Source organism: Marinomonas algae, assembly GCF_047525555.1.
Taxonomy (GTDB): Bacteria; Pseudomonadota; Gammaproteobacteria; order Pseudomonadales; family Marinomonadaceae; genus Marinomonas.
Genome location: NZ_JBLIXK010000001.1, coordinates 669,182 through 685,541, shown reverse-complemented (window position 1 = coordinate 685,541; position 16,360 = coordinate 669,182). Strand labels below are relative to the sequence as shown.

20 protein-coding genes and 1 tRNA gene are annotated in these 16,360 nt (G+C 42.4%); 11 read left to right on the top strand and 10 right to left on the bottom strand.

Features of this window, described 5'->3' with window-relative positions; genetic code table 11:
• Positions 1 to 20 precede the first annotated feature (20 nt).
• Positions 21 to 980 carry a DUF3530 family protein gene (locus ACMUMQ_RS03240; protein ID WP_414680587.1) on the bottom strand — a complete coding sequence of 320 codons (960 nt, stop codon included), beginning with the start codon at positions 978 to 980 and terminating at the stop codon, positions 21 to 23.
• Between the two features lie 86 nt (positions 981 to 1,066).
• Between ACMUMQ_RS03240 and rpe the strand changes: the two genes are divergently transcribed.
• Complete coding sequence (gene rpe, locus ACMUMQ_RS03235) at positions 1,067 to 1,738, top strand: ribulose-phosphate 3-epimerase (RefSeq protein WP_414680586.1); 672 nt, start codon at positions 1,067 to 1,069, stop codon at positions 1,736 to 1,738.
• Positions 1,738 to 2,418 carry a phosphoglycolate phosphatase gene (locus ACMUMQ_RS03230; protein WP_414680585.1) on the top strand — a complete coding sequence of 227 codons (681 nt, stop codon included), beginning with the start codon at positions 1,738 to 1,740 and terminating at the stop codon, positions 2,416 to 2,418. The genes rpe and ACMUMQ_RS03230 overlap by 1 nt, the downstream gene beginning before the upstream one ends.
• Before the next feature lie 81 nt (positions 2,419 to 2,499).
• On the opposite strand, the gene ACMUMQ_RS03225 is transcribed toward ACMUMQ_RS03230, so the two are convergent.
• Positions 2,500 to 3,621 carry a mechanosensitive ion channel family protein gene (locus ACMUMQ_RS03225; RefSeq protein ID WP_414680584.1) on the bottom strand — a complete coding sequence of 374 codons (1,122 nt, stop codon included), beginning with the start codon at positions 3,619 to 3,621 and terminating at the stop codon, positions 2,500 to 2,502.
• Positions 3,622 to 3,684: 63 nt separating this feature from the next.
• Positions 3,685 to 5,016 carry a magnesium transporter gene (locus tag ACMUMQ_RS03220; protein ID WP_414680583.1) on the bottom strand — a complete coding sequence of 444 codons (1,332 nt, stop codon included), beginning with the start codon at positions 5,014 to 5,016 and terminating at the stop codon, positions 3,685 to 3,687.
• A 291-nt stretch (positions 5,017 to 5,307) separates the two neighbouring features.
• Between ACMUMQ_RS03220 and ACMUMQ_RS03215 the strand changes: the two genes are divergently transcribed.
• The 4 genes from ACMUMQ_RS03215 to ACMUMQ_RS03200 all read left to right on the top strand — a co-directional run bounded on the left by ACMUMQ_RS03215 (position 5,308) and on the right by ACMUMQ_RS03200 (position 8,247).
• On the top strand, positions 5,308 to 5,886 hold the full coding sequence (locus tag ACMUMQ_RS03215) for an anthranilate synthase component II (protein ID WP_414680582.1): 579 nt from the start codon (positions 5,308 to 5,310) through the stop codon (positions 5,884 to 5,886).
• Positions 5,887 to 5,895: 9 nt separating this feature from the next.
• Positions 5,896 to 6,936 (top strand): anthranilate phosphoribosyltransferase, encoded by a 1,041-nt coding sequence (trpD, locus tag ACMUMQ_RS03210; RefSeq protein ID WP_414680581.1) that lies wholly within the window; start codon positions 5,896 to 5,898, stop codon positions 6,934 to 6,936.
• A gap of 26 nt (positions 6,937 to 6,962) precedes the next feature.
• Positions 6,963 to 7,778, top strand: a complete 816-nt coding sequence (gene trpC, locus ACMUMQ_RS03205; RefSeq protein WP_414680580.1) for an indole-3-glycerol phosphate synthase TrpC — start codon at positions 6,963 to 6,965, stop codon at positions 7,776 to 7,778.
• Between the two features lie 61 nt (positions 7,779 to 7,839).
• On the top strand, positions 7,840 to 8,247 hold the full coding sequence (locus ACMUMQ_RS03200; RefSeq protein WP_317002860.1) for an OsmC family protein: 408 nt from the start codon (positions 7,840 to 7,842) through the stop codon (positions 8,245 to 8,247).
• 78 nt (positions 8,248 to 8,325) lie between these two features.
• Here ACMUMQ_RS03200 and arsC read toward each other — a convergent pair whose 3' ends face one another.
• From arsC to flgA, 7 genes are all read right to left on the bottom strand, one after another.
• Positions 8,326 to 8,745: an arsenate reductase (glutaredoxin) gene (arsC, locus tag ACMUMQ_RS03195; protein ID WP_414680579.1), complete on the bottom strand. Its 420-nt coding sequence runs from the start codon at positions 8,743 to 8,745 to the stop codon at positions 8,326 to 8,328.
• A gap of 26 nt (positions 8,746 to 8,771) precedes the next feature.
• On the bottom strand, positions 8,772 to 9,788 hold the full coding sequence (arsB, locus tag ACMUMQ_RS03190; RefSeq protein ID WP_414680578.1) for an ACR3 family arsenite efflux transporter: 1,017 nt from the start codon (positions 9,786 to 9,788) through the stop codon (positions 8,772 to 8,774).
• 11 nt (positions 9,789 to 9,799) lie between these two features.
• The gene (arsH, locus tag ACMUMQ_RS03185) at positions 9,800 to 10,504 is read right to left on the bottom strand and encodes an arsenical resistance protein ArsH (protein WP_317002863.1); all 705 of its coding nucleotides are present in this window, start codon (positions 10,502 to 10,504) and stop codon (positions 9,800 to 9,802) included.
• Between the two features lie 268 nt (positions 10,505 to 10,772).
• Positions 10,773 to 10,847, bottom strand: a tRNA-Arg gene (locus ACMUMQ_RS03180).
• Between the two features lie 132 nt (positions 10,848 to 10,979).
• Positions 10,980 to 11,459, bottom strand: a complete 480-nt coding sequence (locus ACMUMQ_RS03175) for a flagellar protein FlgN (protein WP_414680577.1) — start codon at positions 11,457 to 11,459, stop codon at positions 10,980 to 10,982.
• A gap of 35 nt (positions 11,460 to 11,494) precedes the next feature.
• Positions 11,495 to 11,809: a flagellar biosynthesis anti-sigma factor FlgM gene (gene flgM, locus ACMUMQ_RS03170; protein WP_317002865.1), complete on the bottom strand. Its 315-nt coding sequence runs from the start codon at positions 11,807 to 11,809 to the stop codon at positions 11,495 to 11,497.
• 114 nt (positions 11,810 to 11,923) lie between these two features.
• Positions 11,924 to 12,616: a flagellar basal body P-ring formation chaperone FlgA gene (gene flgA / locus ACMUMQ_RS03165; RefSeq protein ID WP_414680576.1), complete on the bottom strand. Its 693-nt coding sequence runs from the start codon at positions 12,614 to 12,616 to the stop codon at positions 11,924 to 11,926.
• A 140-nt stretch (positions 12,617 to 12,756) separates the two neighbouring features.
• Here flgA and ACMUMQ_RS03160 point away from each other — a divergent pair, with 140 nt between their 5' ends.
• From ACMUMQ_RS03160 to ACMUMQ_RS03140, 5 genes are all read left to right on the top strand, one after another.
• A complete protein-coding gene (locus ACMUMQ_RS03160) occupies positions 12,757 to 13,686 on the top strand; it encodes a chemotaxis protein CheV (protein ID WP_414680575.1) in 930 nt (309 codons plus the stop codon).
• Between the two features lie 60 nt (positions 13,687 to 13,746).
• Positions 13,747 to 14,583: a CheR family methyltransferase gene (locus tag ACMUMQ_RS03155; RefSeq protein ID WP_414680574.1), complete on the top strand. Its 837-nt coding sequence runs from the start codon at positions 13,747 to 13,749 to the stop codon at positions 14,581 to 14,583.
• Positions 14,584 to 14,787: 204 nt separating this feature from the next.
• Positions 14,788 to 15,180, top strand: a complete 393-nt coding sequence (gene flgB, locus ACMUMQ_RS03150; protein ID WP_414680573.1) for a flagellar basal body rod protein FlgB — start codon at positions 14,788 to 14,790, stop codon at positions 15,178 to 15,180.
• Positions 15,181 to 15,185: 5 nt separating this feature from the next.
• On the top strand, positions 15,186 to 15,635 hold the full coding sequence (flgC, locus tag ACMUMQ_RS03145) for a flagellar basal body rod protein FlgC (RefSeq protein WP_317004866.1): 450 nt from the start codon (positions 15,186 to 15,188) through the stop codon (positions 15,633 to 15,635).
• 10 nt (positions 15,636 to 15,645) lie between these two features.
• Positions 15,646 to 16,353, top strand: coding sequence for a flagellar hook assembly protein FlgD (locus tag ACMUMQ_RS03140; protein WP_414680572.1), 708 nt, complete (start codon positions 15,646 to 15,648; stop codon positions 16,351 to 16,353).
• The last annotated feature ends 7 nt before the right edge of the window (positions 16,354 to 16,360 follow it).

Below are 16,360 nucleotides of genomic sequence, written 5' to 3'. Positions count from 1 at the left end.
AAATACTTTGTTATTTAGAATTAAGGGCTTTCATAGAAAAGCCCTTTTTTTACGCTTGGTAATGTCTTTCTTTGGTCTATTTGACTGGTGTTTTGTTTCAAAAAACCACGAACTCGCTGTACTAAGAGTTGTTTGCTTTTCTTTCCTGTCACTCTGTCTGGCACAGCATCCAATTGGATAAAATCACCGACCGCTTCTTCCCTTTGGTTGGCCGCTTGTTTGCGCCAAATGGCGAATTGATTACTTCCTGCGTGGTTATTTACATAATAATCAAGGATTGGCTGAGGTATTCCACGAATCTGCTGGGCAAGGTTGTAATGGTTTGTGGTCGCAGGTGTTTCAATATCGATGAGCATTAATGCGCTCGCCGTGTCTGGATTATTCGCTAAGAAGTTCAACGCGTACGCCGCGCCAGTTTTGTAGCCCAAAAGGGTGAATTCTTCTATTTCATTACTTTGTGCTTTGGCGATCGTGGCAAGAATTCGTGCAAATACCACATCTTGATTTGGCAATTCCATTGCTTGGGCATTGTCTTCTTGAGCATTGATTTGTGTGTTGATCGCTTCCGCCCGTTTGATAATGTCTGGGACTTCGATGGAGATTGTGCACCAGCTGTGTTCTGGTAAGGCATTACGCAGAGGAGCAACCGCATCTGGCCAGTCTGGGTGTTCATTGTCACTGTGTAGAATGATGACGCAGCCTTGAGTTGAGCTGGTTAACGAAGGTTGATAAAGCGTTAGAAACGGTTCTCCGTTCGCTTCCAATGTATCGATCTGATGAGTGAGGTGGCGAATTCTTAATGAGGTTTCCAGCGCGCTTATGCGTGATGCTTGAGGCGTTGGGGTAATATAGCTTCTGTCTTCTTTATTATCATTTGCTGTTTCATTGGCTGGAGCGGAAGTTTCAGCAAGCGATAGACTGCAAACACTCAGAAGTAGAAACGATAATAAAATATTAAACAGCGCTGTATTTTTCTTCATTGTTTTCAATACTTCTTTTGTGTGCCTTGTTAAAATAATGACATACTTTCAAACTATCTTTTATTGTGTCACCGCTGGAGTCAGATATGAATGATTTTTTCATCGCACCTTCGATCCTTGCTGCCGATTTTGCTCGATTAGGCGAAGAGGTCGATCAGGTTTTAGAAGCGGGAGCAGACATCATACACTTTGATGTGATGGATAATCATTATGTTCCCAATTTAACGATTGGTCCTATGGTCTGTAAGGCGCTGCGTAAACATGGTGTGACGGCCGATATTGATGTTCATCTTATGGTGAAGCCTGTTGATCGCATGATTGGCGACTTTATTGAGGCGGGCGCTTCTTTTATTACTTTTCACCCAGAAGCCAGTGAACATATAGACCGATCTTTGCAGATGATTCGTGACGGTGGATGCAAAGCAGGTCTGGTTTTCAACCCTGCAACACCTTTGCATTATTTGAAGCACGTTATGGATAAGGTGGACATGGTGCTTCTGATGTCGGTTAACCCTGGTTTCGGCGGGCAGTCATTTATTCCTGGAACATTAGATAAGTTGCGTGAAGCGAGAGCTTTGATTGATGCGAGCGGTTACGACATTCGACTTGAAGTTGACGGCGGCGTTAGTGAAAAGAACATCGCAGAAATTGCCAAAGCCGGTGCAGATACCTTTGTTGCGGGCTCAGCCATATTTGGTAAAGACGATTACAAAGCTGTGATTGATTCCATGCGAGCTGAATTGGCGAGTGTACGCTAATGAAAACACCGAAACTTTTTTCAAAATGGTTTGAAGGTTGGCCTGAATTGGTGTGTCTCGATTTAGACGGCACCTTGGTTGACAGTGTTCCTGATATTGCGGGTGCAGTAGATGCGTTTTTAGCCGAGCTTGGTGCGCCTTTGGCTGGCGAAGACTTGGTGCGTACTTGGGTGGGTTTTGGTTCTGCTAAATTGATCGAGCAGGCGTTGGAGTGGGCAAACCTTGATGCTGAAAAGCATGAAGAAGCTTATCGAATTTTTCTGATGCATTATCACGCTCATTTAACGGACAGAACGACCTTATATCCTAACGTGGCGGCCTTATTAAAAGCACTAAAACATAATGGTGTGCCTGTGGCATTGATCACGAATAAGCCAAGCGTTTTTGTTAAGCCTATGTTGGATCATTTTGAACTGACTGAGCAATTTGGTTGGTTACTGGGTGGCGATACATTAGAAGAGAAGAAGCCTTCCGCTTTGCCTTTGTTGCATTGCAGTGAGTCCATCGAAGCCTTGCCTGAAAAATGCTTGATGATTGGAGACTCGATTACCGACTTTAACGCAGCGAAGAATGCTGGATTCAAATGTGCTTTGGTGACTTATGGTTATCATCAAGATGTTGATCTTGCTGGTTTAGGGGCTGATGCGGTGATGGACGATTTAGCCGAATTACTAATGTGATTCTAATGAAATTGATTCGTAAGAATTGATTTAAAAACGCCAAGTGGCATATCCACTTGGCGTTTTTTTATGGCTTAAATGTCATTTCTTTGAAGACGCTTCGACTTCAGCTGGTGGCAGCATATTGCCATTGTCGGCCATATGAACTGTATGTGTAGGGAAGGCCACTTCGGCACCATGAGATTCAATGATGCTCATTGCTTTGAAGAGAACATCTTCTTTCACATTATGAAAGGTTCGCCAATCTACTGTTTTGGTGTAGGCGTAGATAAAGAAGTCCAGAGAAGAAGGGCCAAATTGGTTGAAATTCACCATGTAGACTTGCTCTGTATCGAGGTCTTCGTGATTGGCAACCATACTCTTAATTTCGGCCAAAATAGTAGGCAAAAGACTAAAGTCGTCATAACGTACACCAATGGTTTCATTGATACGACGATGTGTCATACGAGACGGGTTTTCGACAGATATAAGAGAAAATGTTGCGTTTGGAACGTACAGCGGTCGTTTATCAAAGGTACGAATGCGAGTCTGGCGCCAACCAATATGTTCTACAGTTCCTTCAATATTTTGGTCTGGTGAACGAACCCAATCGCCAATGGCAAAAGGTCGATCCAAGTAGACCATTAATCCGCCAAAGAAGTTTGCTAATAAGTCCTTCGCAGCAAAGCCAACAGCAATACCGCCAATACCGCCAAAGGCCAATACACCTGAAATGCTGTAGCCAAGTGTTTGTAATATCACCAAAGCAGATGTAATGATGACAGAAGCGCGCAATAACTTACTAATAGCGCTTGCGGTTGTGTAATCGACGTTGGTTTTTACCTTGTCTGAATTAACAATGGCTTTTTCGCTTTCAGCTATGCAGCGCAAAATAAACCAAGTTAATAGGGCGATGACGCCGACTTCTCGGACAGCTGAAATTAAGGACGATAAATCTGGGTCGATTTCTGTTCCTGAAATTTCTGCCGCAACGCTTAGGCCGACCAGCCAAATAAAGGCGCCAGCAGGTTTTTGTGCTGCGGTAATGAGTACGTTGTCCCAAGGTGTTTTAGTGCGCTCTAGCTGTTTATCGAGGCGCATTAAAATACGATGGACAATAAAATTGACAACCAAGGTGACTGAGACAACCAAAAATACACGGACAACCCAATGCATGTCTGTATCGCCTAGACCTAAGTATGTTTGTGCCGTTTCCCAATTCATTATGAGTTCTCTATTTCTATTGTGTGGTTCATGTATGGTTTTTTACTTCTCTAAGATCTCGTCTTAAAGTAATAGCAAGGTGCCCAAGCCTAAGAAAGCAACAAAGCCAGCAATGTCTGTTACCGTGGTTAAAATAACGGAGCCAGATAAAGCAGGATCGATTTTCAATTTATCGAGCAATACAGGAATCAATACGCCAGACAGGGCGGCCATTAAGATATTCACAATGATGGCCAAGCCGATTACCGCACCAAGCATTGGGCTTTCAAACCACCAAAGGGTGATACAACCAATAACAATGGACCATAAAATGCCATTTAAACCACCGACCTGAAGCTCCTTGCTCAGTAAGGATTTCAAGTTACTTCGGGTGATTTGCCCGAGCGCCAAACCGCGAACAATCAAGGTTAATGTCTGACTGCCTGCGATGCCTCCCATGGACGCAACGACAGGCATTAATACTGCCAAGGCGACGACTTCTTGCAAGGTCGCTTCGAAGATTCCAATAAAAGCCGATGCTAAAAAAGCCGTCAGCAAGTTAATGCCTAGCCAGATGCCACGGGTTGCCGCGCTGCGTTTTACTGGTGCGAATAGATCCGACTCTTCATTCAAACCTGCTGTCGCCATTTGTTGTGCTTCATGCTCTAAACGCCAAGTCTCCATGGCAAGGCCTGCATGAAAGCGACCTAATAAGACTAGGTTCTCGTCCACCACAGGCAGTGCGGAAAACGCAGAGCGCTCTAATTGTTCTGCCGCCTTGGTTAACTCTGTATCGGATCGAATAAAAGAGCATTCTTCATCGATCAGGCTGGAAATAGGTTCATGACCTTGAGCTTTGAAAAGTTTGTCGAACTTTACGCAGCCAACCCAGCGACCAGTGCGGTTTACCAAATACACCATGTCCGTATAACTTGGCGTTTCTTTTTTCAACAATCTAAGCGCTTCTGACGTTCGAATAGACTGTGAAGCAATCAGCAAATCGTGATCAATCCAACGACCGACAACGTCATCATCGTAAACAATACCTTGTTGGTAATATTCACGTTGTTTGTTGTCCATCTGGTTTAGAGCGATATCAACTAAGCGATCCGGCAAGGAATCGGCTATCTCTAAAAGGTCTTCCGCGTCTACGTCAGTAAACAGGGTTTCTATTTCGGTGTCGTCTAGCTCTCTTAAAAGCAATTGACGAGATTCGCCGCGCATTTCCACTAAGATATCAAGGCGGTTTGCTTGCTTGATATTCGCCCAAGCCTGCTGTCTTTGGGCAAGCGGGATAGATTCTAATGCCAGTGCTACATCATCAGGAGTAAGCTCTGAAATAGCTTTGTTGACGGACTCTGTTGAGTGTTCGTCATTGATAAGAGTTTCGATGAGGTCAGCGACTTGGCTATGCACAGGAGATCCTTAAAAACACTGAAAAATTGACTGTAAAGATAGCATGCGGGCTAGTGTCTTATACAACAGTTTGTTTATCAAACAAGGCTTTGTTTTTGCACGGAATTATTGAAATGTTTCCAGAGTATTGAGAAACCACGTTAATCCAGAAAGTAATGAAAGGTGCAGAACAATAGTTTTCATCGTGCAAATCCTTTAAAATCACGGGCTATTTTTTGCGATTCTTCTTTATCCAATGTTTTGAACAGGCAAATAGAGCCTCAGAAAAGCAGTTTCATGAGTTAACCCGACATGCTGTTAATGATCGATAATTACGACTCTTTTACTTATAACCTTGTGCAGTATTTTCGCGAATTGGGCGCGGATGTGCAGGTGTATCGTAATGATGAACTATCGATAGACGATATTGAGCAACTCGCACCTACTCATTTGGTGATTTCCCCTGGGCCTTGTACGCCTAATGAAGCGGGAATTTCAATGGCTGCTATTGCGGCGTTTGCTGGAAAAATTCCAATATTGGGTATTTGCTTAGGTCATCAAAGTATTGCGCAGGTCTTTGGTGGAGAAGTGATTCGTGCTAAAAATGTTATGCATGGTAAAACCTCACTGATACATCACCAAAATACCTCGGTATTTTCAGGTTTACCTAACCCGCATGTGGCGACACGTTATCATTCCTTGATTGTGTCTGCTGATTCCTTGCCCGACTGCTTTGAAGTAACGGCTTGGTGTCAAAATGAAGCGGGTGAACAAGAAGAGATTATGGGAATTCGACATAAAGAGTTGGCGATTGAAGGGGTGCAATTTCATCCTGAGTCGATTCTTACTGAGGCAGGGCATGCCTTATTAGCAAACTTTTTAACACGATAGGAGAGGCTGGTGGATATTCAAAAAGCGATTGCTACCGTTGTTGAGCGCCAAGATTTGAGTGGCGACGAAATGCGTACGGTAATGAGCGACATCATGACAGGAAAAACCACACCAGCACAAATTGGTGGTTTTCTAATTGGTTTAAGAATGAAGGGCGAGACGGTCGAAGAAATTAGCGCCGCTGCCCAAGTTATGCGTGATTTATCAAGCAAGGTTGACTTGGATTTTGACCATATTGTAGACACCTGTGGAACAGGTGGTGACGGCGGAAACTTATTTAATGTTTCGACGGCGTCGGCTTTTGTTGTTGCGGCAGCAGGTGGCAAAGTGGCGAAACATGGCAATCGCTCTGTTTCCTCTAAATCAGGTAGCGCAGATGTGCTGGAGCAGGCTGGTATTTACCTTGGTTTGGATGCTGAACAAGTTTCTCGATGTGTGGCTGAAATCGGCTTAGGCTTTATGTTTGCACCTAATCATCATTCAGCAATGAAACATGCTATTGGTCCTCGTAAAGAAATGGCGACACGTACGATTTTCAATTTGCTTGGGCCGCTAACCAACCCTGCAAATGCGAAACGTCAAGTGATGGGCGTGTTTGATCGTAAGTGGGTTCGCCCAATTGCTGAAGTGTTAAAAGCGCTTGGCAGTGAGCATGTTTTGGTGGTTCATTCACAAGATGGCTTGGATGAAATGAGTATTGCCGCACCTACTTTTGTGGCAGAACTAAAAGATGGCGTTGTTTCTGAGTATATGGTTTCACCAGAAGACTTTGGGATTCCATTGCAATCAATTGAAACGATTCAAGCCTTAGACGCAAGCGAGAGTTTGGCGCTGATTAAAACAGCGCTAGAAGGTAAAGGTAAAGTTAACCCTGCACGAGATATCGTCGCGTTAAATGCGGGTGCAGCGATTTATGTTTCAGGCATTGCCGATACTTTGGCAGAAGGCGTGAACATTGCTGAAGACGTCATTGGTGGTGGTACCGCTAGAGTTAAAATGTCTGAGTTGGCGAGTTTTACACGCTGTTTTATGAATCCCGACTCACAGTAATAAAAATAAATAGGAGCGGCAGCCTAATGCAAATAGAAACACCAACCATTTTAAAGAAAATTGTTGCTCGTAAATACGAAGAAATTAACGAGCGCAAAGCTCATACACCTTATAGCAATTTAGAAGTGGCCGCGTCTGTTGCGAATGTTCACAACGCGCCTCGCGGTTTTGCTAATGCTTTGAGACATCAAATTGCGATTGGCAAAGCGGGAGTGATTGCAGAGATTAAAAAAGCCTCTCCAAGTAAAGGTGTTCTGCGTGAAAACTTTGTGCCTGCAGATATTGCTCGATCCTATGAAAAAGGCGGAGCGGCATGTTTGTCTGTTTTAACAGACCGTGACTTCTTTTTAGGTCATGAGGACTTTTTAGTTGAAGCTCGTAGCGCATGTGGGTTACCTGTTATTCGTAAGGACTTTATTGTCGATGAATATCAAGTATTAGAAGCCAGAGCCATTGGTGCCGATTGTATTTTGTTGATAGCGGCGTGCTTGAGCGGTGACAAACTACGTCAGCTCGATAATATGGCGCGTGATCTTGGTATGGATGTCTTGGTTGAAGTGCATAATCGTCCAGAGCTTGAGCTGGCGTTGGAATACACAGAAACCGAGTTGTTTGGTATTAACAACCGTGATTTACACACGTTTGAGCTGAGTTTAGATCATACATTTGAGTTGATGGACAGCGTTCCGTCTAACCGTCTTATTGTGACGGAGAGTGGCATTCACACTCAAGATGATGTGGCGCTAATGCGTGAAAAGAATATTAATGCCTTTTTGGTTGGCGAAGCCTTTATGCGCGCTGACAATCCGGGTGAAAAATTAGCTGAGTTGTTTCAGTCTTAATCAACGACATTACGACTGATTAAAGATAACTTCGGACACAACGAATAATGTAGGTTAAATGATGAAAACGAATGTAAGCTGGCAAGAAGATGTGCATTTTACGGCCGAGACAGGTTCTGGTTTTAAAGTAGAAATTGATGGCAATCAGGTTGCAGGGCCAAGACCTATGGAATTGCTGCTTGCTGGATTAGGCGGTTGTACTTCTTATGATGTAGTTGGGATTTTGAAAAAATCTCGCCAAGATGTTGTGTCTTGTGTCGCTCAAATTGATGCAGACCGTGCGGATGCGGTACCTGCTGTTTTTACAGAGATTCGAGTTCACTTTGTGGTCACTGGTCGTAAGTTGAAAGAAAGTGTGGTTGCTCGTGCGGTGAAACTATCAGCAGAAGAATACTGCTCTGCATCTTTGATGTTGGAAAAAGGTGGCGTGAAAATCGTTCATAGCTTTGAATTGGTTGAAGCTGAGTAAGTTCATAGTCTTCTCGCGATGTAAGTATAAAAAAAAGCGCCTCAGGCGCTTTTTTTTATACTTACAATTTATTGTGCGTTATTTTACGCGCTTACCTTGTTCGTCAATGATCATTTCGCCATCTTCCTTATGGAAAGGTGCAGCAGGCCAGTTATCCAATAAGTCCAAAACGGCCTCGCTTGGTCGGCATAAACGAACCCCTTTGGGAGTGCAAACTAAAGGGCGATTGACAAGTATTGGGTGCTTTATCATGGCGTCTAATAGCGCTTCATCAGAAACCTCAGGGGATAAAAGTCCCAATTCCTCAGCGGGTGATTTTGTCGTACGCAATGCCTCTCTCGGCGTTAGATTTGCTGCAGCAAAAAAGCCTTGCAGCTGTGCTTTCGTCCAACCTTCCTGCTGATAATCAATGATGGTTGGCGTGTAGCCTGCAGCTTGAATGACATTTAAAACGTTTCGAGATGTGCCGCAGTCAGGGTTATGGTAGATCACGATCATGTTATAACTCCTTGATAATAAATACTTTACTTAAACCAGTGCTGAGTTCGGTTGGCAAACCAAACCAAAGACAGCATGACTGGGACTTCCACAAGAACGCCCACCACAGTAGCAAGCGCTGCTCCTGAATGAAGGCCAAACAGAGAAATAGCCACCGCGACAGCCAATTCAAAGAAGTTTGAAGTGCCGATCATGCAAGCTGGCGCTGCGATGTTGTGTGGCAATTTCATGGATTTGGCGAGCCAGTAGGAGATGGCAAAAATCCCGTAAGTCTGAATCAGTAAAGGGATGGCAATCAGCACAATCGCTTCAGGTTTAGAAAGAATCGTGTTGGACTGGAAACCAAATAAAAGTGTTACTGTTGCAAGCAAACCAATGATTGACCAAGGCTTCATTTTCCCAAGGAAATTATCGAGCTTAGAGTGATCATTGTTTTTATCGAGCTTTTTGCGAGTCAAGGCGCCAGCAACGAGAGGAATAAGAACATACAGCACAACGGACAATAATAGTGTGTCCCAAGGCACGGTTACATCGGTTACACCCAGTAAAAAGCCTGCAATAGGTGCAAAGGCAAATATCATAATGATATCGTTGATGGAGACCTGTACGAGAGTGTAGTTTGCATCGCCTTTGGTCATTTGGCTCCATACAAATACCATGGCAGTACAAGGGGCAACGCCAAGTAGAATCATACCGGCGATGTATTCTGTCGCAGTGCTTGGATCAACCCAATCAACGAAGAGGATTTTGAAAAACAACCAACCTAAAAAGGCCATGGAAAAGGGTTTGATTAACCAATTAATGATAAGAGTTAATACTAATCCCTTTGGTTTTTTGCCCACATCTTTGATGGATGAGAAATCGATTTGCACCATCATTGGGTAAATCATCAGCCAAATTAAGATGGCGATGGCGATGTTCACATGCGCGTATTCGAATGTCGCAATTACGCCGAATACGTCAGGCACTAAATGGCCAAGCCCAATTCCAGCTAAAATCGCTAGGCCGACCCATACAGATAAATAACGCTCAAAAAGACCCATGAAAAAACTCCTTACAATGATTTTTGATTAACGCGTTCGCTAAGTTGTTCTGCGCTTTCAACTCGCTCTGAGTAACGATCGACAAAGTAGTCTTTTTTGTCTCGCATTAATAAAGTGAATTTCATAAGTTCTTCCATTACATCGACGATTCGATTGTAATAAGGAGAGGGCTTCATGCGACCATCTTCTTCAAATTCCAAAAAGGCTTTTGCGACAGAGGATTGGTTAGGAATGGTCACCATGCGCATCCATCGCCCTAAAATTCTCATTTGATTGACTGTGTTGAATGACTGAGAGCCGCCACATACCTGCATAACTGCCAATGTTTTTCCTTGAGTTGGGCGAACGCCGCCAATACTCAGTGGAACCCAATCAATTTGGCTTTTGAAAATGCTGGTCATTGAACCATGGCGTTCTGGTGAGCACCAAACTTGCCCTTCTGACCAAATCATTAATTCTCTCAGTTCTTTAACTTTAGGGTGAGATTCATCTTCTGTATCTGGCTGAGGTAAACCTTGAGGGTCGAAAATACGTGTTTCGGCACCGTAAGCTTTAAGTAACTCTGCGCATTCTTCAACGACTAAACGGCTGAAAGATCGTTCTCTTAATGAGCCGTATAAAAGCAATATTCGAGGTTTGTGTGGAAGTGAAGAGGTTTTCATTTTATCCACATCAGGAAGGTGGAAAGAGTCTTTGTCGATGTTAGGCAGATTCATGTTAGGTGCTTCCGTTGGGTGTAGCCGTTCAAATAATCAGTAATTTGAATTTGGCTTTATATATGAAAAATAGAATATATGAAATTTCACATATATTATTTGTTTGGTCAATGCTTTTTCATTAGGTGGGTTAAATGAACCCGATAGACTGATAACTATAAACCTTAGATGTGTCAGTTTTTTTGCTGTGGTTGATTTGAAAGATAGGTAAATGAAAGCTCAGAGAAATTTTTGATAACGCAAAGAGGGGATTTTATTTGGAAGAGGATGGTGTCCCTGGCAGGAATCGAACCTGCAACTAACCCTTAGGAGGGGTCTATTATATCCATTTAACTACAGAGACACTTCGCGAGTGACTATACCACTTTTCGTTTTTAGGTTAAACCTAACGATTGCTAATCAATTGTTTATAAAGAGAATTTGTAGTTCTGAAGGAGTAGTGAGCAAAGGTACAGTTAGGTTTAGCTAAGGTAGTTTAGGCCCTGCCTAGTGTTTGTTTGCTGCTGATTGGTCGAGTTGAACCACGAGCCGTATACACTTTGTTTTTTCCGTTATGGCCTTGCAGAAGCTCAAATAAATGTTTATTGCGTTTTTGCAGTGTATTTAGAATGCGAGAGTTGGTGTTGTTTTTTGTCTTGCAGGTTCTAAGTAGGCTTTCACATTCCCTCATGAGTAGACGAACGTCATCCATAGAGCTGTCTTGTTGGTCTAGCCAGTTCTTAAATTCTTCTTCGGTTGGTTTTTTTCTATCTAGGACGTCGAACTTAATGAGCATGTTAACTCTTTTCTCATTAAGTTGGTTCATTTCATCAAGCAGGGCTTGCTTTTGCTCGGATAGGTCTATGATTACTTGGCTGTCTGAGGCGCTATAAGCAATGCGCTCTTCATCAAGAAGCACAGAGAGCTTTTCGAGAGTCTCTTTGCTTCTGATGAATATGGATGCAATTGGAATCATAAGTTAAACCGTTCAAAACCTAAGTGATTAACAGTTTAGAAAAGAGAATCCATAGAAGCCATATTATTCGCTAGCTGCTGGCTATTTATTTTGTATTCGCCTGCAGAAATGGCTTTTTTGATTTGTTCTACTTTATCCATATCGATATCAGGTAAGTTACCGATCTTAGATTGCTGGCTTTGTAACGTTTGTGCTGTGCCACTTAATTTGACTGTGTCATCAGCTAACGTTCCGCCACTTTTTACTGCGCTCTGTCTTTCAGTCGCGCTACCAGTCACATCATCCTTCTGCGAACGTTCGCTTTTAGTGATGGTGCCTTGGTTTGATAGACCTGTTAAATGTATTGCCATTGGGTTTTTCCGCCCTTTTATAATTTGCCTGTCTATATTGTCGGCTATGCCTCTAAAAACTTTAGTGGCAATCAACAATAAAAGAGAATTAATTGTATGCCAACGAGTCTATGTTCAATAGTTTACAAGAACCTCACTGCTAGTTACAACTTTGGCGTATATAATTCGTTCAGAACTGGTGTTTTTTACGCGTATTTGTTGTCCTTTTATACCGTTTTCTAAAGCAACTCCGTTCATCCTGACTATAATGTTTCCATTGCTTGCTGTAATAAGCACTAGGTCGCCTTTTTTTACTAAGGTCGGTTGGTTGATTAAATTGTCTGTTATATAGGTGTTGATACGTAAGTTGCGTGAGGCAATCAGGCCATAAGGTGGATTCTTTGCGGTAAAAACTTGGCCTCTTAATGTTGATATATCAACATCGCCAACACCGGTGTTAGCTCTGTTTATTTCTTGTCCTCGATTGATGGGGGAAATCGTTTTGATTGCTGGGATAGTAATGGATTGAGTGACTGGTACATAAGACTTCCATACAGGCGAATCGCAGCTAACTTCATAAGTCGTGCGCTTGTTGGCCTCAGGTCTTTGATTTGTAACTGTAATGGTGCCTGCTTCACAGTCAGGTAAATAGTTTAATGCTGCTAGGTTATTTAAAGAAATCGTAACGTCGGCTTCTGGGTATATTTCTAGTAATCGAGGTATCTCTACTTGGTTTATGTAGTGATTAATTTGGTTTTCTATAGATTCAGCAAATATTAAACTTGCTTGGAAACAAAAGAAGGCTATTGTTAGCCTTATGATTCGCATGATTAGCTCTCTTTGTTTATTATTACGTTAGAAATAAGATAGTTAGTAAAATCTGATAAATCACTTTATCATTGGATGATGTAACTTAACAATTATGAGGTGATACCTCAGTATGATGTTTGCACATTTTGGAGGCGTTTATGGCTGGAGTTTTGGATACTGTTAATCAACGTACGCAGTTGGTAGGTGAAAACCGACTAGAGCTGTTGTTATTCCGCTTAAACGGTAAGCACCTTTACGGTATCAATGTTTTTAAGGTGAAGGAAATTCTTCAATGCCCTAAACTTACCTCTATGCCTCATAGCTCACCTGTTGTTCGAGGTGTTGCTCATATTCGTGGCGGCACAATTCCTATTTTAGATTTGGGATTAGCGACAGGTGCAAGCCCGATTGAAAATATTGATCAATGTTTTGTTATCATCACTGAATACAACCGTCGTATACAGGGGTTCTTGGTACGTGGCGTTGAAAGAATTGTGAACATGAACTGGAGTGATATTCAGCCACCACCAAAAGGTTTGTCTAATGACAATTACCTGACAGCTGTGTGTCAGGTAGAAAAAGAGATGGTTGAAATTCTCGATGTTGAGCAAATTCTTTCTGAAGTAGCACCGACTCGTCAGGATATATCTGCTGGTATTGTGGATGATAACGTTCAAGAGAATGCCAAAAAACACCATATTCTTATTGTTGATGACTCATCTGTTGCTCGTAAGCAGATTAAGCGTTGTATGGAACAAGTAGGTTTTGAGACGACCGTCTTGCATGATGGTCGTGAAGCGCTTGATCATCTTGAAGGCCTTGTAGCTGAAGGCAAAGATATTACAGAGGTATTTTCCATGGTGATTTCAGATATTGAAATGCCTGAAATGGATGGTTATACCTTAACGACAGCGATTCGAAACGATAGCCGCTTACAAGATTTATTCATCCTGCTTCATACATCATTAAGTGGTGTTTTCAACGAAGCGATGGTGAAGAAAGTTGGGGCAGATGGCTTTTTGGCAAAATTCCAGCCGGATGAGTTAGCTCGATTAGCAATAGAAACAGTACAGGTTCAAACGGAATAGTCGGTAGGCTCCTTTTCGATTGGCTTTATTTAATGGGCGTCTGCCACATATGGAGTTTTAATGCTCAGTAGTACAAATGCAATCACACCTAACGGATATATTAGGTTTAGGGAATATCTTCAAAAGGTATGTGGCATATCCCTTAGCGATAATAAGCAATATTTGGTGGCTAGCCGTTTAGGGCGAATTTTAGAGCGAGAAAACTTCACTAAAATTGAGCAATTGGTTGATGCGCTTGAAAGGTTTGGTAATGCCAAACTTAAAGAAGAAGTCATCAATGCAATGACAACCAATGAAACACTTTGGTTTCGTGATACTCATCCTTTTACTATTTTAAAAGAGAAGATATTGCCTGAAATGTCTTCTGCTCCTTTGCGAATTTGGTCTGCTGCCTCTTCTACTGGTCAAGAGCCTTACTCTATCAGTATGGTAATTGAAGACTTCAAGGCTTCTCGTCCAGGTGTGATGAAAGCTGGTGAGAAGATTATTGCGACAGATATCTGTACCAATATACTTCAGCACGCAAAACAGGGTGAGTATGACAGCTTAGCGATCGCTCGTGGCTTGGGTGCAGACTTTCAGAGACGTTATTTTGACAAGATCAATGAACAAACTTGGAAGATAAAGCCTCACTTGAGTTCTAGAGTGGAGTTTCGTTATTTGAACCTAATTGATTCATTCGCTGGTTTGGGTAAGTTCGACGTTATTTTTTGTCGTAATGTTCTGATTTATTTCACTGGTGATTTGAAGATGGATATTCTTAAAAGAATGCATGCCGCTTTAAAGCCTGGAGGATATTTGTTCTTGGGCGGATCTGAAGCGTTAAGCGGCCTTTCAGCCTACTTTGAGATTGTCCAGTGTCATCCTGGTATTGTTTACAAAGCTAAAGCCTTATAGCCTTTGTAAAAGCCTTATTAAAAAGCCCGCCTTAGTTTTTCTAGGGCGGGCTTTTTTGTCTTTGTTTTCCTTGTTTACTGTTTGCCGCTTTTTGCCGTTCCTCTAGATGAAAATCATAACCCATTGAATTATATAGTTATTTTATTTTGGCATCATAATTGCTTTGTCTTGTTTAGTTTATGATGTTTTTAGTTTGAGGGTTTAATGGCTATATCTTTTGCGAGTGCATTTGCAGGACACGATAAGACGCTAGAGTTTAGAAGCGCTAGAGCGGCAGTGCTTGCTAATAATATCGCCAATGCTGATACGCCTAACTTCAAATCGCGAGACATCAGCTTTGATTCTATGCTTAACGATGCTAGCAGCAAACTGAAATTAGCGGGTACAAATTCTAAGCATATTTCAGGAGAAGGTTTTTCGTCAGGTTCGGATGCGCTTTTGTATCGAAACGCTAATCAACCTTCTTTGGATGGAAATAATGTCGATATGCAAAGAGAGCAAGCAGAATATGCACAAAACTCCTTGCAGTTCGATACAAGCTTTATGTTTTTGGATAGAAAAATTAGTGGCATGAAAAAAGCGCTTACTGGGAACTAATAACGATGTCTTTAAGTAATATTTTTACAATTTCTGGATCGGCAATGAGTGCTCAAACAGTACGTTTGAACACAGTGGCCAGCAACATGGCAAACGTAGACAGTGTTGCTAGTTCAGCAGATCAGACCTACCGCGCTCGTAAACCTGTATTTTCGCAGATGATGAATGACAGTATGCGTGAATTTGGTTGGAGCAATGCCAGCATGGATGACAGTGGTGCTGGTGTGGGTGTAAAAGTAGATGGCATTGTTGAATCAGATGCGCCGTTGCAGCCTAGATATGAACCAGATCATCCAATGGCAAATGAAGAAGGGTATGTGTTCTATCCGAACGTGAATCCAATAGAAGAGATGGCAGATATGATGTCAGCTTCTCGATCTTTTCAAACGAATGTGGAAATTATGAACTCGGCAAAAAGTATGATGCAGAAAATGCTCACACTTGGACAGTCGTAGGAGCTAACAGATGGCAAATATATCTGACACTAAAGGCCTAGGTAATCTGATCTCTCAATATGGGACAGATTCGGCTAAAGCGAAAGCTGGTATTGAAAAGCCCGCGGCCTCGACAGAAGAAACAGGCGCCTTAGCGGATCAAAATGTGTTTCTGAAGCTCTATATTGAGCAGCTTAAAGGGCAGGATCCAACTTCGCCTCAAGATGCGAATGATATGGTGGCTCAGATGTCACAGTTTAGTTCTTTGGAGCGTTTAACTGGCATATCAGATCAGCTTGAAACTATGGCAACGTCTTTGACTTCTAACCAAGCACTTAGTGCTTCCACTTTAGTGGGGCGATCTATTTTGATGGAAGGAAGTACGGCAAAAATCTCTGAAGGCTCTGATGATGTTCAGCTGAAGACAACGATTCCAGAAGACTCTAAAACGGCCACACTGAAAATATACGATGAAAATAATGTTCTTGTTCGTACGTCTACGCTGAACTCAGGTGACTACAAATGGGACAAGTTAGATGATGAAGGAAATATTTTGCCGCCTGGTGAATATCGCTTCGCAGCATCATCAACAAATGATAAAGGCGAAATCTCAGCCATGACAACACGTCTACCGACACGTATCCAAGGCGTTACGATTAATGGCGAAGATGGAACCGTTTTGAATGTGGAAAACCACGGCAAAGTCAAACTCACAAACGAATTAGAAATTTTAGGGTAATTGGGAG

Excerpts from the sequence above, each read along its gene's own strand:
- flgC (WP_317004866.1), top strand. The coding sequence starts at position 15,186 with ATGTCTTTAAGTAATATTTTTACAATTTCTGGATCGGCAATGAGTGCT.
- ACMUMQ_RS03225 (WP_414680584.1), bottom strand. The coding sequence starts at position 3,621 with ATGAATTGGGAAACGGCACAAACATACTTAGGTCTAGGCGATACAGAC.
- ACMUMQ_RS03200 (WP_317002860.1), top strand. The coding sequence starts at position 7,840 with ATGAAAACGAATGTAAGCTGGCAAGAAGATGTGCATTTTACGGCCGAG.
- ACMUMQ_RS03230 (WP_414680585.1), top strand. The coding sequence starts at position 1,738 with ATGAAAACACCGAAACTTTTTTCAAAATGGTTTGAAGGTTGGCCTGAA.
- ACMUMQ_RS03155 (WP_414680574.1), top strand. The coding sequence starts at position 13,747 with ATGCTCAGTAGTACAAATGCAATCACACCTAACGGATATATTAGGTTT.
- ACMUMQ_RS03160 (WP_414680575.1), top strand. The coding sequence starts at position 12,757 with ATGGCTGGAGTTTTGGATACTGTTAATCAACGTACGCAGTTGGTAGGT.
- flgB (WP_414680573.1), top strand. The coding sequence starts at position 14,788 with ATGGCTATATCTTTTGCGAGTGCATTTGCAGGACACGATAAGACGCTA.
- ACMUMQ_RS03240 (WP_414680587.1), bottom strand. The coding sequence starts at position 980 with ATGAAGAAAAATACAGCGCTGTTTAATATTTTATTATCGTTTCTACTT.
- ACMUMQ_RS03140 (WP_414680572.1), top strand. The coding sequence starts at position 15,646 with ATGGCAAATATATCTGACACTAAAGGCCTAGGTAATCTGATCTCTCAA.
- rpe (WP_414680586.1), top strand. The coding sequence starts at position 1,067 with ATGAATGATTTTTTCATCGCACCTTCGATCCTTGCTGCCGATTTTGCT.
- arsB (WP_414680578.1), bottom strand. The coding sequence starts at position 9,788 with ATGGGTCTTTTTGAGCGTTATTTATCTGTATGGGTCGGCCTAGCGATT.
- ACMUMQ_RS03175 (WP_414680577.1), bottom strand. The coding sequence starts at position 11,459 with ATGATTCCAATTGCATCCATATTCATCAGAAGCAAAGAGACTCTCGAA.
- flgM (WP_317002865.1), bottom strand. The coding sequence starts at position 11,809 with ATGGCAATACATTTAACAGGTCTATCAAACCAAGGCACCATCACTAAA.
- arsH (WP_317002863.1), bottom strand. The coding sequence starts at position 10,504 with ATGAATCTGCCTAACATCGACAAAGACTCTTTCCACCTTCCTGATGTG.
- flgA (WP_414680576.1), bottom strand. The coding sequence starts at position 12,616 with ATGCGAATCATAAGGCTAACAATAGCCTTCTTTTGTTTCCAAGCAAGT.
- arsC (WP_414680579.1), bottom strand. The coding sequence starts at position 8,745 with ATGATCGTGATCTACCATAACCCTGACTGCGGCACATCTCGAAACGTT.
- trpC (WP_414680580.1), top strand. The coding sequence starts at position 6,963 with ATGCAAATAGAAACACCAACCATTTTAAAGAAAATTGTTGCTCGTAAA.
- ACMUMQ_RS03215 (WP_414680582.1), top strand. The coding sequence starts at position 5,308 with ATGCTGTTAATGATCGATAATTACGACTCTTTTACTTATAACCTTGTG.